Origin of the sequence: Proteus sp. G3927 (assembly GCF_963894685.1) — a bacterium.
In the GTDB taxonomy this organism is placed as follows: Bacteria; Pseudomonadota; Gammaproteobacteria; order Enterobacterales; family Enterobacteriaceae; genus Proteus; species Proteus mirabilis.
The window spans coordinates 24,930-48,570 of the sequence record NZ_CAWQGX010000024.1 but is presented as its reverse complement, the minus strand read 5'-3'; the positions used below and the strand labels follow the sequence as shown (position 1 = coordinate 48,570).

Below are 23,641 nucleotides of genomic sequence, written 5' to 3'. Positions count from 1 at the left end.
TAATTTGTATAAATAGATAACAAGTGTTAAGCAGTACCACCAACGGTTAACTTATCCAATTTCAGTGTCGGTTGCCCAACCCCTACCGGCAAGCTTTGCCCCTCTTTGCCACACACCCCGACACCTTTATCTAATGCGAGATCATTACCCACCATAGAAACTTGTTGCATCGCTTCAATACCTGAACCAATCAAGGTTGCGCCTTTAATTGGTTTAGTAATTTTACCCTTTTCAATTAAATAGGCTTCTGAAGTTGAGAAAACAAACTTACCGGAGGTAATATCAACTTGCCCACCACCAAAGTTTGGCGCATAAATACCGCGATCGACACTGGCGATGATCTCTTCAGGAGAAGATTTACCCGCAAGCATATAGGTGTTGGTCATACGTGGCATTGGCAAATGTGCATAGGATTCACGACGCCCATTGCCCGTCGGTTTTACCCCCATTAAACGCGCATTCATCTTATCTTGCATATAGCCTTTTAAGATGCCATTTTCGATTAATACGTTGTATTGACCCGGTACGCCTTCATCATCAATCGCCACGGAGCCTCGTCGGCCTTCAATTGAACCATCATCCACGATAGTACATAACTCAGAAGTTACTTTATCGCCAATACGCCCAGAGAATACCGATGTTTGACGACGATTAAAATCACCTTCTAAACCATGTCCAACAGCTTCATGTAATAAAACACCTGGCCATCCGGCGCCTAAAACCACAGGCATTGTACCTGCTGGTGCAGCAATAGCCGATAAATTAACTAATGCCATGCGTACCGCTTCACGGGCATAAGTCGCTGCATGGGTTTCGCCATTTTCTTTAGTCAGAAAATAATCATAACCAAAACGACCACCGCCACCACTTGAACCACGTTCACGTTTACCGTCATCTTCGACCAGTACGCTTACTGAAAGACGTACAAGAGGACGCACATCCGCCGCTAAAGTACCATCCGTTGCAGCAACTAGCACATGCTCATACACTCCCGTTAATGAGGCATTGACTTGTTTAACACGTTTATCTTCAGCCCGTGCCACACGATCAACGTCATGTAATAGTGCTATTTTTTCTTCACGAGACAAACTTTGTAATGGATCATTTAGGTTGTATAACGGAGTATGTTGAATAGCACCCAGTGTATGGATCTGCCCATTGCCTTGTGCTTGCACAATACTACGCGCAGCATGAGCACTTTGGTTAAGTGCGTTGAGTGTTAATTGGTCTGCATAAGCAAAACCTGTTTTTTCACCATAAATCGCTCTAACGCCAACCCCTTGGTCAATATTGTAAGAGCCATCTTTAATTATCTGATCATCTAATATCCATGCTTCGTGGTAGCTTGATTGAAAATAAAGATCACCATAATCAATTTGACGCTGTGCAAGCTGCTCTAGTGTCGATGCTAAATCATCTAAACTCAGGTTGTTCGCTTCCAACAGACTTTCGCTGACAACAGCTAAACTCATAATTCTTTTTTATCCTTAACTTTTTTTATTAAGTGTGTCAGTTTCGGGCGAAAGCGATTATGTTTCACAACCCGTATCTGTTCACGCATACCTTCTAAACTATCGACTCGAATATTGAGCGTTAGGGCACTGACCGCATCAGGGTTCTTTTTCAATACTTTCCCCCAACCATCCACAGCCATTGTATGACCCCATGTGCGACGAGCATCATGGGTACCGACTTGAGCCGGTGCCAAAATAATACACTGATTTTCAATAGCCCGCGCGCGTAACAATGGCTCCCAGTGCGCTTTACCCGTTAAACGAGTAAAGGCTGCCGGTACAGAAATAATTTCAGCACCTTTTTCTCTTAATGCTTGGAAAAGACCGGGAAAACGTAAATCATAACAAATCGTTAAACCTAATTTCCCCACAGGTGTATCCACTACAGTCAAGCGTTCACCACGTTGATAAATGGCTGATTCATTATATTCGCCTTGTTCATCATCAATGTTCACATCAAACATATGAATTTTGTCATAACGAGCGCGGATCACCCCTTCATCATCAAAAACTAAACTACTACTGGTGATCTGCTCAGGAGAATCTCGGCTAATCAATGGCATTGAACCCACTAAGATCCACACCTTATAGCGCTGCGCCATATTAGCAATCGCATCTTGTAATGGCCCTTTCCCCTGAATTTCAGCATGTTTATGATAATCTTTTGCGCTGGAGAAAAGTAATGCATTTTCAGGCGTTAATACAAGCTTGACTGAATCGGGGAGTTGCTTAATCTGTTGCTCTATTTGCGCCAGATTATTTTTTATATTTTTTCCGCTACAAAGCTGCAAAAGTGCGACATTAACTTTTTTCATAACGCCTGATCCTCCTTAAGTTGACGCAGTACTTCGTCAATCTTGGGTTGTTCTACCGTTCCGGTAACATGATAACGTATAACTGAAATCTTACTCCAAAGTGGCCCCAGTACTTTTGAAGCTGCAAATACAGCAGCACCAGCGATGGGGTTAATAGCAAATGCGGTAGCAACGCCTACTGTAGCTGATATTTCAGGAGTTACCACTACTTGTAAGTCCATTTTACGCGCCAACAGATCCACTTGACCTTTTATAGCAATATCGGCAATAACACCATCTACAGCAACACTTTTCGCGTTTAAAACACCTTGTTTAACCGTCAGATCACCTTTAATGGAATCATACTCAAAATTATCACTAAAAGTATCTCTAAAGTCGAATTGCAACTTACGTAGCAGAGCATCAAAACTGACTAGACGTAATAATTTTCCCGCTTGCCCAACATCCACCTTTTCAATACGCCCTTTTCCAAGAGAAGCATTCACTTCACCATAGAGTGTTTTTAGATCAAAATTCCAAGGGGTATTGTGCCACTGCAGTGAGAAATCTGCCGTAAGTGGTGACTGAACAATCGGAATGATATAACCAAAGTAAGCCGCCATTTCATCGACTTCCGGTGCCGTTAGTTTACCTGCCAACTTAGTGATACTGTTGCCTAAACTATCTTCTGACCACACACCACTCACAGATAGCTCGCCACTGCTATTTTTAAGCTTACCTGCAGTTAACAATAATGCTCCGTCACGAGGCTGTATTGCACCTTCAATATTCCCTAGTAATAATCCATTCACCCAACACTCTTGGCAGGCGAAATTGATAGCAGGAATATCTTTAAGTGAAAATTGAACTGCTTTTTTGGCGTCAGGCTCATTTGCCATTTTTAAGGATTTATTTTCTTCCGTTGGGCTAGCGCCATTAAAATAGAGATAGGTAATATTCACCTGCCAAGGTTGTACCGTATTGGGTACAAATAAGTCACCTCGTAACTCACTCCCTGAGAAGGATAATTTTACACCATCATCAGCACGCATAATTTCTGTTTGTGGCGCAATCCATTGCTGACCAGCAAAATTAAGTTCAGGCAGACTAATATGAATATTGGTAGGGAAACGTATCGCGTTTTCAGAAGGGGCTAATGATGAAAAAGCCATTAAAGTAGGTAGCCATTTATCGCCTTGCAATCCCTGCAATGCAATAGTCAATCGTGATTGATCATTTAATTGAGGTAGTGTGAGCGAGGAAGAAACTAAATTACCTTGTAATAGACGTAATGGTTCACCTAACGCCCATTCACTATTTAATGACCACTGATCTTGTGCATCGGCACTAACGTTAAGTTTTTCACTATTCCCTTTTGCTGAAATCACAATGGGGGAAGCGTTTTTAAAGTCATCGGTACTTGGCGCAGCTAACTGACTTTGTAGCGCATTCACTTGTCCGGTCAGATCCACTTGATAATTAACATCCGCTGTTTCTGGAATATTAACACTCACCACGCCATGCCAAGGTAAAAAACCGCTTAATTTATGTTGTATATCATTAGGTAATCCCTTAATTTTCGCGATATCCCATTGTCCTTTTAGATCAACACCAACTTGATAAGCATCCCGTTGATCACCACCAGCAAAAGAAAATGTCAGAGGTTGACCAAACCAATTCGCGGTTAAAGTATCACTCTCTAATTTATCATTATGGTAACGAAATTGTCCCGTAACACCTTCTAGGGTGGTATCCATAAAGGCTAATGTGACATCATTATTGTTTAAGTTTACCTGACCAGAAGCGACCACCTGCTCGCCATCAAAAGGAATGTCGAGATGCAAACTCCCGTTAATTTTTCCAGCCACTTTTAGTATTTCAAGTGTATGACCAATCGTTGCCATTTGCGAAGCTAGAAAATACTCTTTTAAATCATCACCCGTGGCTTCAATATCTGCATCAATAACAATTTTTTCTTTGTTATAGTCCTCAATAATCGCCGTCAAGTTTTTAGCGGTGGCTTTACCAACCTGAACATTATCAGAGGACATCCATAAGCCGTTATTCTTAAAATTAAGATTAACATTAAGATCAAACAGTGCCGGCCATTCACTATCATATTTGAAGGTCGCCTGTTTTACTGGTGCATAGACTTGAAACCAACCATTATGTTGTTCAAAAGGGAAATCCCGCGGATCACCATGAAAAATAAACGTACCGTTTTTAACGTTTCCAGCAATAATCGCGTCAGAGAGATATTGTGTTAAATCTTTACCGACATATTTTTCAGGTAAATAGCGCCATGTCTCACCGGCATCGGTCACATTCACTCCCGAAAGAATAGACAGTTGTTGATGCTCTCCTTGTTTTTGATAACGAAAATCACCGGCAACCCAAGCGGAGGTGGCTTTTATATCAATCCCTTGACTCCATAACGACAGAGAATCTCCCTGATGCTGCCAGTAAACCGTACCAGTGCCTTTTTCTATATTAAGTGGCGCTTTAAAAAGCCCAGCAGTATCAATTTCACTGTTATTAAGCGCAAAATTAAGCGCTCCTTGCTGTAATGTGCCCTTTAAATGACCATTAAAATGTGCCACAGAAGGGATTTCTTGCCAGCGTTTCCAAGCAACATTTTGCCAACTGATATCAATGGCACTACGTTTAAAATCATCGGGGGCTAAATCAAGAGCAAATGAGTCGACCATGCCAGAAAATTGACGATACTGCCATTGGCGCACGACATCAGGCGTTAAAAAGGAGAACAAAGGCAATAACGCAGATAACCGTTCTAATTCAATATTTTTAGCACGGATACGCCAAGCTTCATCCTGTTGTTTTTCTTTAGGTTGATAAAGTACCGCTAAATAACCATCTGGCCATTCATCACCATCCATCGTTATTTTTCGGGTATAAGGGATATCAGCAAGCCAGCCATTTTCTTGGCGTCTCATACGTAGAATTAAATCTTCTACCTTTAATACATGTGTGCGCCCTTCATTACGCCAATCCATTTCACCTTGATGGATTTGTAACTGGCTACCCGTGATCCGCCCATTGCTGATCTCTATCCAATTAGATAGGCTGGCTTTCGCTTCACCAAGGCCACTGTTACTTTTAACCCATTGGCTTAACCAAGGGGAAATATCAACCTCATCAGCGGTGACAAACACCTGTCCTTTATCGAGTGCCCCCTGCTTTTTCGTATAGAGATCAAGACGTACTTTTAGTCCACCATAGTGATTTATTGGGGTATCTAAAGTAACTTCCCCTTGCGCACGATGGCGGTTTTTCTGATTGAGCCACATTAATTCGGGAATATGGAGCGTGCTAGTGTCACCAGAAGGTGATAAAAACACGAAACGGCTATCAACCAATTTAAATCGATCAAACTGTTTTAAGAAAATGGAAGAGATATCATCGGGTTCAGTGAAGGTAATATCACCATTTTGCCCAGTAAAAATAGGTTTTTTATAATTTACAGCTAACTGTTCAAAGGTTAATTCACGAAAATAGAGTTGAAAATGAAGCAGTGAACGCCAAACATCAAAGGAGAAAGTGATCTGTTCAGCACTCACTTCAACACTGTTATTATCAATATACAGCCCAGTAATTTGGATATCAGGACCAAAGTTTTGCCATTCCCCTTTCACCTGTGTCATGGTGACTGGGCTATTGAACTGTTTAGATAAATAGGTTTCAATTTCAGGACGATAATTATCTAAACGAGGCAGAAAATAACGAAATCCACTTAATACTACGGCGAAAATAATCAGGCAAAAAAGGGTTATCAATAATAAAGATTTAGACAGCCGCTTCATTTAGTCTCCTTTCTGCCATCATATTTATTAGCAAGGCGAATCCATTACATCATCACCACATCAAACTGCTCCTGACTATAGAGTAGCTCAGTTTGCACTTTGACTTGCTTCCCAACAAAAATTTCCACTTCGGCTAAAGCATGTGATTCATCACCTTTTAGTGCTTCCACAACAGCGGGGGCGGCATAAACCAAAAAGCGATCTGCGTCTATGGTTTTATGAACACGAACAATTTCTCGTAATATTTCATAACATACCGTTTCAACTGATTTTACTGTACCACGGCCTTGGCAAGTAGGACAGTCATCACAAAGTACATGCTCGAGACTTTCACGGGTTCGTTTACGTGTCATCTCAACCAAACCTAATTGTGAAAAACCATTGATGGTCGTTTTCACGCGATCTTTGCTCAATGCTTGTTCTAAGGAAGCTAATACTCTACGGCGATGATCTTCATTACTCATATCAATAAAATCAATAATGATAATGCCGCCTAAATTACGTAATCTCAGTTGCCGCGCTATCGCCTGACTCGCCTCAACATTGGTATTAAAAATCGTCTCTTCTAAATTACGATGACCAACAAAAGCGCCCGTATTGATATCAATCGTTGTCATTGCTTCGGTTTGGTCGATAATCAGATAGCCTCCTGATTTTAACTCGACCTTTCGCTCTAACGCGCGCTGAATTTCACTTTCAACCCCGTAAAGATCGAAAATAGGTTGATTACCTTGGTGTAATTCAAGTTTAGCGGTTAATTCAGGAATATATTCACCAATAAACTCCTGTAATTGATGATAAGTTAATTTAGAGTCAACCCGAATGCTATCTAATTCAGCCCCTGCAAAATCACGTAAAATACGTTGTGCTAAAGCGAGCTCACCATAAATTTGAATGCGCGTTTTATTTCTTTTTTTACGCTCAATGATTTTATTCCATAGGCGCTTTAAAAAAGCAGCATCTTGTTTTATTTCATGTTCGCCGACACCTTCAGCGGCAGTGCGAATAATAAACCCACCATTTTCATCACAATACTCTTCTACCAAGCGTTTTAAGCGCTCACGTTCTTCTTCACTTTCAATACGTTGTGAAACACCCACATGAGAAGCCCCCGGCATAAACACCAAGTAACGTGATGGTAATGTGATATCTGTTGTAAGACGTGCCCCTTTTGTACCTAGAGGATCTTTCACTACTTGTACAATCAAGTCCTGACCTTGATGTACAAGTTGCGCAATATCACGAACATTAAATTTTTTCTGCTCTTCACCCGCGATACATTCCGTGTGAGGCATAATATCAGAAGCATGTAAAAAAGCGGCTTTCTCAAGCCCAATGTCAATAAATGCAGCTTGCATCCCAGGTAATACACGACTTACCCGACCTTTGTAGATGTTTCCGACAAGACCTCGTTTGGCTTCTCTTTCAACGTGGATCTCTTGTAGTATGCCCCCGCTGATATAGGCCACTCGGGTTTCAGAGGGAGTCACATTCACTAATAGCTCTGCTGTCATGAAATCTCCTTATCATTCGCTAGAGACAAAAATTGAGCTATCAATGCTTCGGTTTCAACAAGCGGTAAGCCGACAACAGCATGATAGCTACCCTCAATCCGTTGTACAAAACGGCCTCCTTTTCCCTGAATACCGTAAGCGCCAGCTTTATCCATTGGCTCTCCCGTTTCAATATACGCACTAATTTCACTTTCTGTCATCTTTCTAAAAGTCACATCCGTGACAACTAATTGGCTTATTGTTCGGGTTTTATCTGAAATAGCAATCGCCGTCATCACTTGGTGGGTTGCACCTGAAAGATTACTTAGCATTTGTGCTGCATGCGCTTTATCTCGTGGTTTTTCCAGAATACGACCTGCTTGAACCACGATAGTATCAGAGCCTAATACCGGATAGTCATTTGTCGCTTGACGTACCCCCTCTTGAGATTTCTCCCTCGCCAAACGGATAACATAATCTTCCGGTGCTTCACCTTGTTGCCAAATTTCATCAATTGCCGGTGTAATGGTGCTAAATTGAACATCCAACAGTGACAGAAGCTCTCGCCTTCTGGGGGAACTCGATGCAAGGTAAAGAGTGATCACAATAATATCCTCATGACGGTGACACAAAAATACCGTCATGATCCAGAGAGGTTAATGAACTGAAAACTGGTGACGGACTTTGCGAAGCAAAAAATAAAGCCATGGCCAAAGAATACCACTGACTGGGCTATTCCAGAATACTTGTGGGTGAAAAGTCACGGGAGAAAGCAAAAATTCTGCCCAAAATACAGTAAGATCAACCACACCAATCGCTAACATTACCACTAATGACTGTTGCCATAACGCTAAGTTACAAAATAATTGATATTTAAAGGCGATAACATAACTTACTAGGGTATAAGCCAACGCATTCACCCCTAATGTTGTCCCTTGCACTAAGTCCATGCTCATCCCAAGAACAAATGCTGTTCCAACGCTAATACGATGAGGTAATGACGTTATCCAATAAATCAGAAACAACACCGGCCAAATAGGGCGATAAACTTCTAGTTGCTCAGGCCAAGGCATAATTTGTAACACCAAAGCTATTAGAAACGAGAGCCAAATAATCCAACGCCCACGGCTACGATAAGGATTGATTGTCACTATCTACCTCGATTCGTATTAGGTTGAGGTTTATTGTTTTCCGTTGGTGCTACTGGTGCTATATCACTTGGGGTGGCGCTATTTTCCGTTGGCTCTTGTGACATAGAACGAGGCAGTGGTGGCCCCGCTTGTTCATAGTTAGGCAGTACCTGTGGCATTAATTGCATCAAACGTTCATTGGCAGCACGGTAAACCTCTGAAGGTAACGGTGGCGCTTGTTTCTTCTCTGAGGCGTTCCATAATAGCAACAGATAACGTAAACGTTGTAATTCAGCAGAAGGTCGCACATTAATCACCGAATAAGCACGTTGATTATCGACTTTTACCGAAGAAACAACCCCAACAGGATAACCTTCAGGAAAGCGTCCCCCTAATCCTGAGGTGACTAACACATCCCCTACACGAATATCGATATTCGCAGGTAGTGCCTCTAACAGTAGATCATCCGCACACCCAGCCCCTGAGGCAATAACGCGAATATCATTGCGTAATACTTGTACCGGTAATGCATGAGAGGTATCACAAATTAACAGTACTCGGCTGGTTAACTCACTTACGGCAATAACTTGTCCAACAACGCCTTTATCACTAATAACAGGCTGACCTTCATACACCCCATCATTAGTGCCTTTGTCTATCACCACTTGATCTCGATAAGGCGTACTATTACCAGACAACACTTGTGTTACCGTCATTTGTTCATTTTGACGTAAAGGTGAACCAAGTAATTCTCGTAAGCGGGCATTTTCTTGTTTAAATTGTTCCAGTAGCTGACTTTCACCACTGCGAACAAGAAGCTCTTTTCTTAGCGCTTGATTTTCAAATTGTAAACGTTCGCGAGTTGCAAAGGTTTCAGAGAGTTGATCAAGGAAACGACGAGGCCCATTTGCAAGAAAATAGAAAGGACTCACAGCAGTATCCAAATACTGACGGACTTTTGAAAAAGCACCTATGCGATTATCAGCAATTAACAACGATATCGCGATAATCACAGCGATTATTAATCTTAGTTGCAGGGAAGGCCCCCGACTAAAAATAGGCTTCATAAACTCTAAGATCACTCACACGGAGAAGTAAAAGAACAGGTGTTAATATTGTTATATTGTGATTAAGGGGGAATCCTTTCTCCCTTACTCGCACAATAATATTAATCTTCGCTAAATAGATCGCCACCGTGCATATCGATCATTTCTAATGCTTTACCACCACCACGAGCCACACAGGTAAGCGGATCTTCAGCCACAATAACAGGAATACCTGTTTCTTCCATTAATAAACGGTCTAGGTTACGTAACAGTGCCCCACCACCCGTTAAGACCATACCTCGTTCTGAAATATCAGAAGCAAGCTCTGGCGGACACTGTTCTAAGGCAACCATCACAGCACTTACAATACCTGTTAATGGCTCTTGTAAGGCTTCGAGGATCTCATTGGAATTTAAAGTAAAGCTACGTGGTACCCCTTCTGCTAAATTACGTCCACGTACTTCAATCTCATTTAATTCGTCTGAAGGATAAGCCGAGCCAATATCATGCTTAATACGCTCAGCGGTTGCTTCACCGATCAATGAACCGTAGTTACGACGTACATAATTAATGATAGCTTCATCAAAACGGTCTCCCCCAATACGTACAGAAGAGGAATAAACCACACCATTTAATGAGATAACCGCAACTTCTGTAGTCCCACCACCAATATCAACGACCATTGAACCCGTCGCTTCAGATACCGGTAAACCTGCACCAATTGCAGCAGACATAGGTTCTTCAATTAAAAAGACTTCGCGAGCACCCGCACTAAGTGCCGACTCGCGGATAGCCCTACGCTCAACTTGTGTCGCACCAACAGGTACACACACTAATACACGAGGGCTTGGACGCATAAAGCTGTTGTTATGAACCTGTTTTATGAAGTGTTGAAGCATTTTTTCGGTTACATAAAAATCAGCGATAACACCGTCTTTCATTGGACGAATAGCTGCGATATTCCCAGGTGTACGCCCTAGCATCTGTTTGGCTTCATGCCCGACGGCTGCAACACTTTTTGATGTACCTGCGCGATCTTGGCGGATCGCAACTACAGAAGGTTCATCGAGAACAATACCTTGTCCTTTGACATAAATCAGGGTATTGGCGGTACCCAAGTCAATAGACAGATCGTTGGAAAACATGCCACGAAATTTTTTAAACATACGAAAGGATAATCCTGCAAGCCGGGACGGAAAAATCCGTCTACTCTACCAACCACAATAAGCAGCGACAAGGCGCGATCCGCTACTTAGTTAAAAGTGGACACGTGAATAATCATAAAGGCACAATATTCTACGTTACTTTTCCCAATTGGAGCAGAAAAAAACTGCATAAAAATGGGCTAATTAAAACGATTAACGCATAAATTCGATCCTACGTAAGATTTATTTGACTTAATCACAATACAAATCACGTAGATATCGACAAAGAAAAATCTTACTTGGTTGCCACACTGTGACACAAAAGTAAGGGTTCAAGTTCAAATAAAATTTATTCATTTAATTATTCACATCAGCAATATCTATTTTCGATAACATTTACCCCATCATTTGATGAAGATAGCGATCATCATACTCATCTTGATGGTGGACAAAACAACCTATTAGCTTAATTTCAATAAACGAAGATAAATGTTATTTTTGGCCCAATCGTAAAATATTTTAAGTATCAACTCACAACAAAAATGTAAAACTCAGAATAATCTCTGCTTAAATGAACATAGAACCCATCGTTTATACACTAAAAAGCGTTAATTTGTCTCATTATTACACGAGATATTGTGCACAATCACAACGCTTGCTAAAAAATCACCTATCATGACAGAAACGGATAGCAATAAGAGGTCATCATGAAAGCATTATTAGTCGAACAACACAGCGATAAACTTAGCGCCGGCGTCCAACATATCGATGAATCACAACTCCCTATTCATGAGGTCATTGTTGATGTCCACTACTCGACACTAAACTACAAAGATGGCTTAGCCATAACAGGTAAAGGAAAAATTCTACGCCAATTTCCAATGGTTCCCGGTATCGATTTTTCAGGAGTGGTTCACCATACAGAAGATCCCCGCTTTCATATTGGACAACATGTGTTACTAACCGGTTGGGGGGTAGGTGAAAACCACTGGGGCGGTTTAGCACAAAAAGCGGGCGTTAAAGGTGATTGGTTAACGGCGCTGCCTGAAGGACTGTCGTTAAAAAATGCCATGATCATTGGTACCGCTGGTTTTACTGCCATGCTTTGTGTGATGGCGTTAGAACAAGGTGGCATAACACCCGATAGTGGTGAGATTTTAGTTACAGGTGCCAGCGGTGGTGTCGGTAGCACCGCAATTAGTTTATTAACCGCACTTGGCTATCAGGTTACCGCTCTCAGTGGCAGAGCCAGCAATCACGATTATTTACGTCAACTGGGGGCCGAGCATATTATCACCCGTGAAGCATTTGAGGCTGCGGGTAAAGCATTAGATAAACAGCGTTGGGCAGGCGCTATTGATACCGTAGGTGGACAAATCCTTGCCAATATCTTGTCACAAACACATTACAATGGCACCGTTGCCGCCTGTGGCTTAGCAGGAGGATATACGTTACCTACTACAGTTATGCCATTTATTTTACGCAATGTTCGTCTGCAAGGTATCGATTCCGTCTATTATCCAGCAGAAAAACGCGCTCAAGTATGGCAACGTTTACTGCAGCTATTGCCTGATACATTTTATCAGCAAACAGTAACCGAAATTACACTCGATGAGGTGCCACGCTATGCTCAGATGATAATGGATAATCAAGTAACAGGTAGAACCTTAGTTAAGTTGTAATTATTTATCATGATTTTGAGCTAATTTCTGGCATTAAACAGATTAATTTAATGCCAGATTATTGCGTTTTTAATATTAAGCCTGGTTAGTAATGTGATCTAGATCACATTTATAACATATATTATCGATCTAGCTCAAAGAAGCGTAGATTTCCTGTCACATCAATAAATAACGTCATGTTATGATTATTTTTTAAACTTCTGTTTATTTTACTTTCTTGGTTTTACAATCTTGTAAAAACTTTTAACTTTTCATCAAAATAATCCCATCTTTCCCTGATTAGACCAGTATTTTGCTGTTATCTTCTGTGAAATGTCTATAATGTCGGACTTTGTGATTTGTATCGTAACATTCGATACAATAAAAGATGACAAAACGAAAAGCACAGGTTATTTTGTCATTTCGTTGACGAATTGACGGAGATAGAAGCATAATGTCGGAAAATTTTCATATTTTGCTCCTGAATGGTCCGAACTTAAACCTGCTTGGCACTAGAGAGCCGGAAACTTACGGACACCTAACTCTGAATGATATTGTTCAAAGTTTGTCAGCGGATGCTCAAGCATTAAATGTGAAACTGACTCATTTTCAATCAAATGCTGAACATGAGCTAATAAATAAAATTCATGCGGCGCGGGGAAATGTTGATTATATTCTTATCAACCCTGCAGCATTTACGCACACCAGTGTTGCACTGCGTGATGCATTATTAGGGGTGAATATTCCATTTATTGAAATTCACCTATCCAATGTCTACAGTCGGGAACCTTTCCGTCACCACTCTTATCTTTCTGATATCGCAACTGGCGTAATCTGTGGATTAGGTGCTGAAGGGTATCGATTTGCTTTACAGGCAGCGGTCAACCGCTTGTCTTAATAAAAAACATCAAAAGAGTACGGAATCAACTCATGGATATTCGTAAAATTAAAAAACTGATCGAGCTAGTCGAAGAGTCTGGCATTTCTGAACTGGAAATTTCTGAAGGTGAAGAGTCAGTACGCATCAGTCGCAACTCTGGCGTTCAGGGTCAAATGGCTCCTCAGCAATATTTTGCGGCACCAGCAGCACCTCAACCTGCATTAGCAGCTGCTGTGGCACCTGTAGCACCAGAAACACCAGCGGCTACAGCAACGCAAGAAATTAGCGGCCATGTTGTTCGCTCACCAATGGTAGGTACCTTCTATCGTTCACCAAGCCCAGAAGCAAAAGTCTTTGTTGAAGTGGGTCAGCAAGTCAATGTTGGCGATACACTGTGTATCGTTGAAGCAATGAAAATGATGAACCAAATCGAATCTGATAAAGCGGGCGTTGTTAAATCTATCCTTTGCCAAGATGGCGATACTATTGAGTTTGACGATCCACTCTTTGTCATCGAATAACGAGGCAGGCCCATGCTAGAAAAAATCCTCATTGCCAACCGTGGTGAAATTGCACTGCGTATCCTAAGAGCTTGTAAGGAACTTGGGATCAAAGCAGTCGCCGTTCACTCCACGGCAGACCGTGATTTAAAACACGTTCTGCTGGCAGACGAGACTATCTGTATTGGTCCCGCTGCTTCAGCAAAAAGTTACTTAAATATTCCGGCAATTATTGCCGCGGCAGAGATAAGTGGCGCGCAAGCCATTCACCCAGGATATGGCTTCCTGTCTGAAAATGCCGATTTTGCCGAACAAGTTGAACGCTCAGGCTTTATTTTTATTGGCCCTAAAGCGGAAACCATTCGCCTAATGGGTGATAAAGTTTCGGCTATTGAAGCGATGAAAAAAGCCGGTGTTCCTTGTGTACCAGGCTCAGATGGCCCATTAGGTAACGATACCGCCAAAAATATCGAAATCGCCAAACGCATTGGTTACCCTGTTATCATCAAAGCATCAGGTGGTGGCGGTGGTCGCGGTATGCGTGTTGTTCGCTCAGAAAAAGACTTAGCGCAAGCAATCTCCATGACCCGTGCGGAAGCCAAAGCGGCATTTAGCAACGATATGGTCTATATGGAAAAATACCTTGAAAATCCACGCCACGTCGAAATTCAGGTGATGGCCGATGGACAAGGTAATGCTATCTATTTAGCTGAACGTGACTGCTCAATGCAACGTCGCCACCAAAAAGTGGTTGAAGAAGCACCAGCACCGGGTATTACCCCTGAGATCCGTAAAAATATCGGTGAACGCTGTGCAAATGCCTGTATTGAAATTGGCTACCGCGGTGCGGGTACGTTTGAATTCCTCTATGAAAATGGCGAATTCTACTTTATCGAAATGAATACCCGTATTCAGGTTGAGCACCCTGTTACTGAGATGATCACCGGTGTTGACCTTATCAAAGAGCAACTGCGTATTGCATCAGGCTTACCATTATCGGTCACGCAAGATCAAATTCACGTTCATGGACATGCTATTGAGTGCCGTATCAACGCAGAAGATCCAAAAACCTTCTTGCCAAGCCCGGGAACCATCACTCGTTTCCACTCACCAGGCGGATTTGGTGTACGTTGGGAATCACATATTTACGCAGGTTACACCGTTCCACCACACTATGATTCAATGATTGGTAAATTGATCACTTACGGTGAAACACGTGAAATTGCGATTTCTCGTATGAAAAATGCGTTGGCAGAACTTATTATTGACGGCATTAAAACCAATATTGAGCTACACCAATTCATTATGAATGATGAGCAATTCCAAAAAGGTGGTACTAATATTCACTACCTAGAAAAACGCCTAGGTTTAACTGAAAATTAATCTTTTTAGCTTATCAGTAAAAGGCATAGTTTATCGACTATGCCTTTTTTATTCGACTAAATAGTCTATTAAATAACCAAATAAGTTCCTGCAGCACACTCAACCGCCAATCAATTCCTCATCATTTGATGCCACCAATAAGTTTATGATCAATTTTCACTGAATCACCTCTCACTTTCCCGTACAATCCTTCCCATTCGTTTTAATCCTATAAAGATTGGGAGAACAGATGGACAAGCGTTTTGTTCAGGCCCACAAAGAAGCCCTCTTGGCCTTAGTGCTTACTTTTATCTACTTATTGGGTTGGTTACTTACTGCCTATTTACCCGATAATAGTGTGGGACTAACCGGCCTACCGGTTTGGTTTGAGCTTTCATGCCTATTTTTACCTGTGCTATTTTTTTTACTGTGTTATCTGATGGTACGCTATTTTTTCAAAGATATGCCGTTAGGAGATGAGCATGACAATGCAAACTGAGGTTATCGTGCCACTGGTTGGCTATCTCTTATTGGTCTTCCTATTATCCGCATACGCATATCGTAAACGTGAAAAAGGGCAATTTCTTAACGAGTATTTTCTTGGTAACCGCTCTATGGGTGGATTTGTCCTTGCAATGACCATCACGGCAACCTATGTCAGTGCTAGCTCTTTTATTGGTGGACCAGGAGCGGCTTACAAATACGGCATTGGTTGGGTACTTCTTTCGATGATCCAGCTCCCCGCTATTTGGCTCTCCCTCGGGGTACTAGGTAAAAAATTTGCTATTTTGGCGCGTCGTTATAACGCCGTCACCCTAAATGATATGCTCTATGCTCGCTACCAAAGTCGCTTTTTAGTCTGGTTTGCCAGCTTAAGTCTACTGGTAGCTTTTGTCGGCGCCATGACCGTACAATTTATTGGTGGTGCTCGCTTATTAGAAACCGCGGCGGGTATTCCCTATGAATTTGGTTTGCTGATATTTGGTATCTCAATCGCATTATATACAGCGATTGGCGGATTTAGAGCCAGTGTATTAAATGATGCCTTACAAGGCCTTGTGATGTTATTGGGCACCTTTATTTTGCTTTTTGCCATTATCTACAAGGCGGGTGGTTTAGATATTGCAATACAAAAACTAAATGCTATCGATCCTGCCCTTACCTCTCCTCATGGTGCTGACGGCATTTTAACTGGCCCCTTTATGGCGTCATTTTGGGTATTGGTCTGTTTTGGGGTTATCGGCCTTCCCCATACTGCAGTGCGCTGTATCTCTTATAAAGACAGCAAAGCCATGCACAGAGGGATCATCATCGGCACCATCGTGATGGCGTTATTAATGTTTGGTATGCACTTTGCGGGCGCATTAGGTCGGGCAATCATTCCTGATCTCACCGTGCCAGATCAAGTTATTCCAACCTTAATGGTTGATGTATTACCACCTTTTGCTGCCGGTATATTTTTAGCGGCACCGATGGCAGCCATCATGTCAACGATTAACGCACAACTGCTACAATCATCAGCGACATTGGTCAAAGATCTCTATCTCAATCTCGCGCCTCATGCCATAAACAATGAAAAACGCATTGCGCGTTTATCTAGCCTATCTACTTTGATTTTAGGGATCTTATTGCTATTTGCTGCATGGAACCCGCCATCAATGATAATTTGGCTCAATTTACTTGCCTTTGGTGGACTACAAGCGGTTTTCTTATGGCCTCTAGTACTTGGCCTTTACTGGAACAAAGCAAACCGTTATGGCGCGATTGCGGGCATGATAACCGGTGCCACACTCTATGCTACACTGGCAACATTTAATATCCAGATTGCTGGATTTCATCCTATTATTCCTGCGCTGTTATTGAGCTTAGTGGCTTTTCTTGTCGCAAATAGGTTTGGAGAACAAACCTTGCCTCAATCTGCTCCATTACAGTGAACTTGTTTTTAAAAGAGATTAATTATGCCTTGGATACAATTAAGACTAAATGCCACCTCAGAAAACGCCGAAGCCATTGGTGATGAGTTGGTTGAAAGTGGCGCGGTATCAGTAACCTTTCAAGATAGCCACGATACCCCTATTTTTGAGCCATTACCGGGAGAAACTCGCCTCTGGGGTGATACCGATGTTATTGGCTTATATGATGCAGAAACCGATATGAGTATCATCGTGGCTATGTTAGAAAACACGGCGGTGCTGGGTAAAGGATTTGTACATAAAATCGAACAATTAGAAGATAAAGATTGGGAGCGCGAATGGATGGATAACTTCCACCCTATGCGCTTTGGCGAACGTTTATGGATTTGCCCAAGCTGGCGTGAAGTGCCTGATCCTAACGCTGTAAATGTCATGCTCGATCCAGGTCTGGCATTTGGTACTGGTACTCACCCAACCACCTCTTTATGTCTACAATGGCTCGATGGTTTAGATCTCGCAGGTAAAACCGTTATCGACTTTGGTTGTGGCTCAGGTATTTTAGCCATTGCAGCATTAAAACTGGGGGCTGCGAAAGCGATAGGTATCGATATCGACCCACAAGCTATCCAAGCAAGTCGCGACAATGCGCAACGTAACGGTGTCGCTGATGCACTGACGCTATACCTTGCTAAAGACCAACCAGACAATCTCAGTGCCGATGTAGTGGTCGCAAATATCTTAGCTGGCCCATTACGTGAATTAGCACCTATTATCAGCACACTGCCACGTCAAGGGGGGCATTTAGGTCTTTCCGGTGTTCTTGCCACACAAGCTGACAGTGTTGCACAAGCTTATCAAGAACAATTTACTTTAGATCCTGTGGCTGAAAAAGAAGAGTGGTGTCGTATTACCGGAGTGAAAAAATAACATAGATTAAATATTAAACAATTTGCGATAATATTAAACAGTTAAAGTTTCACTTAATGATTATTTATCAGGCATTAATCACAATTTTGCCTGATAAATATCACCTTGTTGCTTGAGTTTGTTACTTCTCTATATTTAAATTTAAAATTTTAGAAAAACAGTAACACTTTGTTTTTATTGACTAAATAATCTATTTATAAAAAATCAAGTATAAAAAAGTAACTTTTTTTCGCGATTTGGTTAAACTTTGTCCTTTCATATCTGGTAAAAAATGCGTAATATACGCGCCCTTGCAGTCACAGTTTGGCCCTCTTTTCATCTATGCGAATCGGACAGTATCAGTTAAAAAATTGCCTCATTGCAGCTCCAATGGCTGGCGTTACAGACCGACCTTTTCGGTCACTTTGCTATGACATGGGTGCGGGGATGACAGTTTCTGAAATGCTTTCTTCTAATCCTCAGGTTTGGAAGACAGACAAGTCTCGGTTACGGATGGTACATAGCGATGAATTGGGGATCCGCTCCGTACAAATTGCGGGAAGTGACCCTGTTGATATGGCTACAGCTGCGAAAATAAACGTAGAAAGTGGCGCTCAGATTATCGACATTAATATGGGTTGTCCGGCAAAAAAGGTGAATAAAAAGTTAGCAGGCTCGGCATTGCTGCGTTATCCGGATTTAGTCGCAGAGATCCTTTCTGCGGTGGTCAATGCGGTTGATGTACCTGTTACACTCAAGATCCGTACAGGATGGTCACCTGATGAACGAAACTGTGTAGAGATTGCCAAATTGGCTGAAGATTGTGGTATTGCGGCTCTCACCATTCATGGACGTACGCGCGAGTGTTTGTTCAAAGGTGAAGCTGAATACGACAGTATTCGGACAGTTAAGCAGAGTGTCTCTATTCCCATTATTGCGAATGGAGACATAACTGACCCGCTAAAAGCCAGAGCAGTGCTTGACTACACTGGAGCCGATGCTTTAATGATCGGTCGCGCTGCTCAGGGAAGACCCTGGATCTTTCGGGAAATCCAGCACTATCTGGACACAGGTGAACTGTTGCCTCCTCTGCCGATTGCAAAGGTGCAACAAATAATGCAAAAGCATGTGCGTGAATTGCACGACTTTTACGGTCAAGGCAAAGGAACTCGCATTGCACGCAAGCATGTCTCTTGGTATCTCAAGGAACATGCCCCTGATGACCAGTTTCGGCGCTCCTTCAACGCCATAGAGGATGCCAGCGAACAGCTGGAGGCGTTGGAAGCATATTTCGAAAATTTTTTGCGTAAATAAATAAAAGAGCTGACAGAACTATGTTCGAACAACGCGTAAATTCAGACGTACTAACCGTTGCCACTGTAAATTCACAAGATCAGGTAACCCAAAAACCTTTACGTGACTCAGTTAAACAAGCACTGAAGAACTATTTTGCTCAATTAAACGGTCAAGATGTTAATGACTTATATGAGCTGGTATTGGCTGAAGTTGAACAGCCATTGTTGGACATGGTGATGCAATACACCCGTGGTAACCAAACACGTGCTGCGCAAATGATGGGCATTAACCGTGGCACACTGCGTAAGAAACTGAAAAAATATGGCATGAATTAATAGAAGTCGTATAATACATTGAATTAAAAAGCCCTTTTCATTATTTGTTAAGGGCTTTTTTGTTATTGCAAAACGATAATTCTTTTACATATGTAGTGGGTGATAGCCACGAAATTTTATCACACGTTTTATATCCTTCATCAAGAAGAAAGATATTTACTACAAATGAGATAGGAAAACTGAGCAATACACCGGCAAGTCCTAAATAGACTAAATATCGCATTATTAATTTATTAAATGTCATTAAAGACATAAAAACAATTGATTTTACACCAAGAAAAAACTCAATTGTCATTGCGAAACAAGTATATATGACAAGTGGTACCCCCAGTGTTAACATAACAATAGGCTCTGAAAATATAATAATATCTTCCATCAGAAATAACGAAATAGTGTAACCATAAACAAGTATTCCAATTACGATAAATAAAATAAGAAAGAATATGGAAACTATTATTTTATCCCATCTTGGCATAATCAAAACCTTGGCCATGAGTGAAATATTTTATTAACATCAACCTCAGGTGTTCTTGGTTTTCTTTTTGACTCCTCTCTCAAGTATTAAATGACTTTTTCACTTAAGCCATATTGCTTATCTATATAATCTAAAGTCATCGTGATACCAACCCCTACAAGAAAGACAATTAACCCAACAGCTACTACACTGCCTCCTACCACAGCGCTTGATAATAATACTGTGCCTACAGCCCAAGCTCCAGCAGCAGCCAAAGCTGTTTTTGCCATATCAACCGTTACATTTCCCAAAAAATCGGCTAAATGATATTGATCCTTAAATGCCCATTCCAATCCTTTATAAGCAAATGAAAAAATTAGACAGAATTTAGCACCCTTGACAATGCCATCACATTGAAGATAAAACAAGATATAATATCAATTTCGTAGAGATATGGAGATCAAATTTGAATAAGGTTATTAAATTTATTTTTATTGTTCTATTACTTGTAGGGTCTATTCTGAATATACCCATTTTATTTGTAGATAATCATTTTTCATACACAAAACATGATTTCATTAGGTATAATTTATTTACCTTTGATGAAATCAAAAACGCTCCTATTATTTCAAGCAATTACATTATATTTTACGACTCACCTGATGGTGTAGCACCAATGACTAATTCAATTCTATTTTCAAATGTAAATCCAAACCGTAAAATAGAATTGATAAATTATATTGAAAATCTAGGTTATGTAAAAGATATAAATGCATATAGGAATACAGATGGAAATGAATCCTGGCGTAAAGACAATTTATTTATACAAATAAAACAAATTAATAGTGAACATACGATTTTATTCTTAGTGGAGAAAAATTAATGACATTTTTCTCCACTCATGTTGACTAAGCTATCGGATATTAAAAGTTGGGCTAATAAACCAATGAATAAGCTTAATTGATGCCAATAATAGTGCTAGGCTAATGGTGATAACAGTGAGTGCAAAAACCATCGGTAACGTAAGGGATAAATGAAAAAAGATTATGCCTTGTAAAAGGATAAAACAAATAATTGGATGAATTAGATAAACACCTAACGCATTATTGGCAAGAGAAGCGTATTTTTGAGTGGTTGGTGCAAGGTAAATAATCCCTGCGCTTAAAATAAAACTTATCAATAAAGAGATAATATATATAATTAATTTTGCAAAAAATAGACTCCCTTCTAATTTTGTTATTATAATATAATTGATATTAGATTGATAATAAAGTATAAATATTGATAATAAACTTATTAAAGCAATAACCACCAAAGATTGACTTCTCAATTTAGCAATTGTTTGTTGGTCTACTAAATAAGCGATAATAAAAAATGGAAAATATTGTATTATAGCCAAGAAAGTAGATAGTTTAGATTCATAGCCTTTAGTTAACAACGATAGCAAAATACTGACAAGCAGAAGAGAGAATAATATTGGTTTATGATGTCTGATATATGAAGGTAACAATAGGAAAAAAGCTTGCCAAATAGGTGTAGCAAGAAAAAACCAAACACCATTTTGAGGAAAAAGAAGGTAAGTATTAAGGTCAAATTGCCCTGAATAATAAAGAGGGATCATATCAATAGTTTGGAAAGTCGCATAAATCACTAAGGCAGCCAATAAATTATCACGCCAACTTTTCCATGTCCCATTTTTAGTAATAAACCCGATAATAAAAACAAACATAGGAATTAATGTTAAATCAAATATATTAATCAGTAATGAAAAGTCAGGGGTATGGCTTTGTTTCAAATAGAAACTAAAAACAATAAGTGAACTTAATATCAATTTTAATGCTGGCTAATAGGGTTGCTTAATTTTTTCCATACTCAACATTAACTTACCTTAGTTATTTATATTTTTCGGTATAAAATAATAAACCAGTTTACACCTTCCTGCTAATATTAATATAAAAGAAACCAAATATCATTTAGATAAATTTACTTAGGAAATAACTGATAGATCAAATTCGGGAAAATATCATCTTCAGATTAGAGTTCTATATTCTGTCAATAATGCTAACCTCAACTGAAAACAATGATACTTTATCTTTACTATTAGCATTTTTTTAGACAAACTTTGCCTATACAATAGACAAAGTTGATGTTTATCAGGGAATTACTATGACAGCCTTACCACGAAAAAATATGTGGCAGATTGTCCTTACTATCATTTTAGTAGGAATAAATTTACGCCCTTTTTTAACCGGGCCTGGTCCTGTTATTGACAATATTATTGCTTCAACAGGTATGAGCTATAGCCAAGTCTCATTACTCACGTTATTACCCATGATTTTAATGGGAGTCGGTGCTTTGGTTGTGCCCTTTTTACAACCTTATATTCAAGCTCGTAGAGGGCTACAAGTTGCGATGCTTATCTTATTATTAGCATCGTTTTCTCGTGCCTATGTTTCTGATGGTGATCAGTTACTTATTACTGCTCTATTTTGTGGTTTAAGTGTCGCTTATATCCAAGCGGTTTTCCCTGGCATCATCAAAGCGTGGTTTGGACAGAAAACTCCCATTATGATGGGTCTCTACTCAGCCATGCTAATGGGAGGAGGTGCATTAGGTGCTCAGTTATCCCCTGTTCTTACGGCATCTGATGGCAATTGGCAACAGGCTCTTGCTTGGTTTGCGTTACCCGCGAGCGTCGCATTAGTTGCTATTACGCTATCAATTAAAAAGAATATTTCCGAAACCAATAAACTGCCACTTAATACATTGATTTGGCGACCAAGAACAGCCTTATTAATTGTTGGATTTGGCTTTGTTAATGCCGGTTACGCTTCGATGGTGGCATGGTTAGCTCCCTTCTATCAATCATTAGGTATGCCAAGTGCACAAAGTGGCTCATTAGTTGCTATTTTGTCACTCTTTCAAGCATCAGCAGCATTAATTATTCCATTTCTTGCTGCCAAAAATCATGATCGCCGTTTTTGGCTACTTTTAACACTGACAAGCCAACTTATTGGATTTTTAGCGCTGATGACAATGCCAATGAGCGCCCCTTATCTATGGAGTATCTTTTTAGGCTGTGGGTTGGGTGGTTGTTTCTCAATGATGATGATTGCCGCATTAGATCATGTTCCTCATCCATTACACGCAGGAGCACTATCAGCCTTGATGCAAGGTGGCGGATTTATTATTGCCTCTTTTGGGCCGCTGATCGCAGTATGGCTACAACAAGATGATGGTAGTTTTACCTATGCTTGGGCTTTTCATGCTGTCTTAGTGATATTAACTATGGGATTATTTGCACGGTTAAATCCTCATAATTATAATAAGGCCTATCCTACTAGCCATATATTGACAGATTAGTGATAAAAATAAGCATTATAAGGCATCT

General features: G+C 40.6%; 22 protein-coding genes. 11 read left to right on the top strand and 11 right to left on the bottom strand.

Annotated features, from left to right (window positions below; genetic code table 11):
• Positions 1-26: 26 nt before the first annotated feature.
• The 8 genes from tldD to mreB form a co-directional block, all read right to left on the bottom strand.
• Positions 27-1,472, bottom strand: coding sequence for a metalloprotease TldD (tldD, locus tag AACV00_RS07670; protein WP_004245322.1), 1,446 nt, complete (start codon positions 1,470-1,472; stop codon positions 27-29).
• Complete coding sequence (gene nit1, locus AACV00_RS07665; protein WP_004245324.1) at positions 1,469-2,329, bottom strand: deaminated glutathione amidase; 861 nt, start codon at positions 2,327-2,329, stop codon at positions 1,469-1,471. The genes tldD and nit1 overlap by 4 nt, the downstream gene beginning before the upstream one ends.
• Positions 2,326-6,129 (bottom strand): AsmA2 domain-containing protein YhdP, encoded by a 3,804-nt coding sequence (gene yhdP, locus AACV00_RS07660; RefSeq protein ID WP_161679961.1) that lies wholly within the window; start codon positions 6,127-6,129, stop codon positions 2,326-2,328. The genes nit1 and yhdP overlap by 4 nt, the downstream gene beginning before the upstream one ends.
• A gap of 44 nt (positions 6,130-6,173) precedes the next feature.
• Positions 6,174-7,643 (bottom strand): ribonuclease G, encoded by a 1,470-nt coding sequence (rng, locus tag AACV00_RS07655; RefSeq protein ID WP_004245326.1) that lies wholly within the window; start codon positions 7,641-7,643, stop codon positions 6,174-6,176.
• Positions 7,640-8,227, bottom strand: a complete 588-nt coding sequence (locus AACV00_RS07650; RefSeq protein WP_004248907.1) for a Maf family protein — start codon at positions 8,225-8,227, stop codon at positions 7,640-7,642. Before AACV00_RS07650 ends, rng begins: the two co-directional genes overlap by 4 nt.
• Before the next feature lie 51 nt (positions 8,228-8,278).
• Positions 8,279-8,767 (bottom strand): rod shape-determining protein MreD, encoded by a 489-nt coding sequence (gene mreD / locus AACV00_RS07645; RefSeq protein WP_026090452.1) that lies wholly within the window; start codon positions 8,765-8,767, stop codon positions 8,279-8,281.
• 5 nt (positions 8,768-8,772) lie between these two features.
• Positions 8,773-9,819: a rod shape-determining protein MreC gene (mreC, locus tag AACV00_RS07640; RefSeq protein ID WP_004248904.1), complete on the bottom strand. Its 1,047-nt coding sequence runs from the start codon at positions 9,817-9,819 to the stop codon at positions 8,773-8,775.
• 101 nt (positions 9,820-9,920) lie between these two features.
• On the bottom strand, positions 9,921-10,964 hold the full coding sequence (gene mreB, locus AACV00_RS07635) for a rod shape-determining protein MreB (RefSeq protein ID WP_004245330.1): 1,044 nt from the start codon (positions 10,962-10,964) through the stop codon (positions 9,921-9,923).
• Positions 10,965-11,650: 686 nt separating this feature from the next.
• Here mreB and acuI point away from each other — a divergent pair.
• The 9 genes from acuI to fis all read left to right on the top strand — a co-directional run bounded on the left by acuI (position 11,651) and on the right by fis (position 19,796).
• A complete protein-coding gene (acuI, locus tag AACV00_RS07630) occupies positions 11,651-12,625 on the top strand; it encodes an acrylyl-CoA reductase (NADPH) (protein WP_004248901.1) in 975 nt (324 codons plus the stop codon).
• A gap of 433 nt (positions 12,626-13,058) precedes the next feature.
• On the top strand, positions 13,059-13,502 hold the full coding sequence (gene aroQ / locus AACV00_RS07625; RefSeq protein WP_004245332.1) for a type II 3-dehydroquinate dehydratase: 444 nt from the start codon (positions 13,059-13,061) through the stop codon (positions 13,500-13,502).
• 32 nt (positions 13,503-13,534) lie between these two features.
• Positions 13,535-14,005, top strand: coding sequence for an acetyl-CoA carboxylase biotin carboxyl carrier protein (gene accB, locus AACV00_RS07620; RefSeq protein ID WP_004245333.1), 471 nt, complete (start codon positions 13,535-13,537; stop codon positions 14,003-14,005).
• Positions 14,006-14,017: 12 nt separating this feature from the next.
• Positions 14,018-15,367 carry an acetyl-CoA carboxylase biotin carboxylase subunit gene (accC, locus tag AACV00_RS07615; protein ID WP_004245336.1) on the top strand — a complete coding sequence of 450 codons (1,350 nt, stop codon included), beginning with the start codon at positions 14,018-14,020 and terminating at the stop codon, positions 15,365-15,367.
• Between the two features lie 229 nt (positions 15,368-15,596).
• Complete coding sequence (locus AACV00_RS07610) at positions 15,597-15,845, top strand: YhdT family protein (protein WP_004252713.1); 249 nt, start codon at positions 15,597-15,599, stop codon at positions 15,843-15,845.
• Positions 15,835-17,280, top strand: a complete 1,446-nt coding sequence (gene panF, locus AACV00_RS07605) for a sodium/pantothenate symporter (RefSeq protein ID WP_004245338.1) — start codon at positions 15,835-15,837, stop codon at positions 17,278-17,280. The genes AACV00_RS07610 and panF overlap by 11 nt, the downstream gene beginning before the upstream one ends.
• Before the next feature lie 24 nt (positions 17,281-17,304).
• Positions 17,305-18,186, top strand: a complete 882-nt coding sequence (gene prmA, locus AACV00_RS07600; RefSeq protein ID WP_004245340.1) for a 50S ribosomal protein L11 methyltransferase — start codon at positions 17,305-17,307, stop codon at positions 18,184-18,186.
• 321 nt (positions 18,187-18,507) lie between these two features.
• Positions 18,508-19,479, top strand: a complete 972-nt coding sequence (dusB, locus tag AACV00_RS07595; RefSeq protein ID WP_004248899.1) for a tRNA dihydrouridine synthase DusB — start codon at positions 18,508-18,510, stop codon at positions 19,477-19,479.
• A gap of 20 nt (positions 19,480-19,499) precedes the next feature.
• On the top strand, positions 19,500-19,796 hold the full coding sequence (gene fis, locus AACV00_RS07590; RefSeq protein ID WP_004245342.1) for a DNA-binding transcriptional regulator Fis: 297 nt from the start codon (positions 19,500-19,502) through the stop codon (positions 19,794-19,796).
• 40 nt (positions 19,797-19,836) lie between these two features.
• Here fis and AACV00_RS07585 read toward each other — a convergent pair whose 3' ends face one another.
• Entirely contained in the window at positions 19,837-20,271 is a 435-nt protein-coding gene (locus tag AACV00_RS07585; protein ID WP_004248896.1) for a DUF1240 domain-containing protein, read from the bottom strand.
• An 86-nt stretch (positions 20,272-20,357) separates the two neighbouring features.
• Entirely contained in the window at positions 20,358-20,678 is a 321-nt protein-coding gene (locus tag AACV00_RS07580; RefSeq protein ID WP_017628214.1) for a hypothetical protein, read from the bottom strand.
• Between the two features lie 38 nt (positions 20,679-20,716).
• Here AACV00_RS07580 and AACV00_RS07575 point away from each other — a divergent pair, with 38 nt between their 5' ends.
• Positions 20,717-21,133 carry a hypothetical protein gene (locus tag AACV00_RS07575; RefSeq protein ID WP_107337075.1) on the top strand — a complete coding sequence of 139 codons (417 nt, stop codon included), beginning with the start codon at positions 20,717-20,719 and terminating at the stop codon, positions 21,131-21,133.
• Positions 21,134-21,163: 30 nt separating this feature from the next.
• On the opposite strand, the gene AACV00_RS07570 is transcribed toward AACV00_RS07575, so the two are convergent.
• A complete protein-coding gene (locus AACV00_RS07570) occupies positions 21,164-22,045 on the bottom strand; it encodes an acetyltransferase (protein WP_237584905.1) in 882 nt (293 codons plus the stop codon).
• 371 nt (positions 22,046-22,416) lie between these two features.
• Between AACV00_RS07570 and AACV00_RS07565 the strand changes: the two genes are divergently transcribed.
• Positions 22,417-23,613: a cyanate transporter gene (locus tag AACV00_RS07565; protein WP_004248890.1), complete on the top strand. Its 1,197-nt coding sequence runs from the start codon at positions 22,417-22,419 to the stop codon at positions 23,611-23,613.
• The last annotated feature ends 28 nt before the right edge of the window (positions 23,614-23,641 follow it).

Coding starts and splice junctions, on each gene's coding strand:
- tldD (WP_004245322.1), bottom strand. CDS start 1,472: ATGAGTTTAGCTGTTGTCAGCGAAAGTCTGTTGGAAGCGAACAACCTG.
- nit1 (WP_004245324.1), bottom strand. CDS start 2,329: ATGAAAAAAGTTAATGTCGCACTTTTGCAGCTTTGTAGCGGAAAAAAT.
- yhdP (WP_161679961.1), bottom strand. CDS start 6,129: ATGAAGCGGCTGTCTAAATCTTTATTATTGATAACCCTTTTTTGCCTG.
- rng (WP_004245326.1), bottom strand. CDS start 7,643: ATGACAGCAGAGCTATTAGTGAATGTGACTCCCTCTGAAACCCGAGTG.
- mreC (WP_004248904.1), bottom strand. CDS start 9,819: ATGAAGCCTATTTTTAGTCGGGGGCCTTCCCTGCAACTAAGATTAATA.
- mreB (WP_004245330.1), bottom strand. CDS start 10,964: ATGTTTAAAAAATTTCGTGGCATGTTTTCCAACGATCTGTCTATTGAC.
- acuI (WP_004248901.1), top strand. CDS start 11,651: ATGAAAGCATTATTAGTCGAACAACACAGCGATAAACTTAGCGCCGGC.
- aroQ (WP_004245332.1), top strand. CDS start 13,059: ATGTCGGAAAATTTTCATATTTTGCTCCTGAATGGTCCGAACTTAAAC.
- accB (WP_004245333.1), top strand. CDS start 13,535: ATGGATATTCGTAAAATTAAAAAACTGATCGAGCTAGTCGAAGAGTCT.
- accC (WP_004245336.1), top strand. CDS start 14,018: ATGCTAGAAAAAATCCTCATTGCCAACCGTGGTGAAATTGCACTGCGT.
- AACV00_RS07610 (WP_004252713.1), top strand. CDS start 15,597: ATGGACAAGCGTTTTGTTCAGGCCCACAAAGAAGCCCTCTTGGCCTTA.
- panF (WP_004245338.1), top strand. CDS start 15,835: ATGCAAACTGAGGTTATCGTGCCACTGGTTGGCTATCTCTTATTGGTC.
- prmA (WP_004245340.1), top strand. CDS start 17,305: ATGCCTTGGATACAATTAAGACTAAATGCCACCTCAGAAAACGCCGAA.
- dusB (WP_004248899.1), top strand. CDS start 18,508: ATGCGAATCGGACAGTATCAGTTAAAAAATTGCCTCATTGCAGCTCCA.
- fis (WP_004245342.1), top strand. CDS start 19,500: ATGTTCGAACAACGCGTAAATTCAGACGTACTAACCGTTGCCACTGTA.
- AACV00_RS07585 (WP_004248896.1), bottom strand. CDS start 20,271: ATGCCAAGATGGGATAAAATAATAGTTTCCATATTCTTTCTTATTTTA.
- AACV00_RS07565 (WP_004248890.1), top strand. CDS start 22,417: ATGACAGCCTTACCACGAAAAAATATGTGGCAGATTGTCCTTACTATC.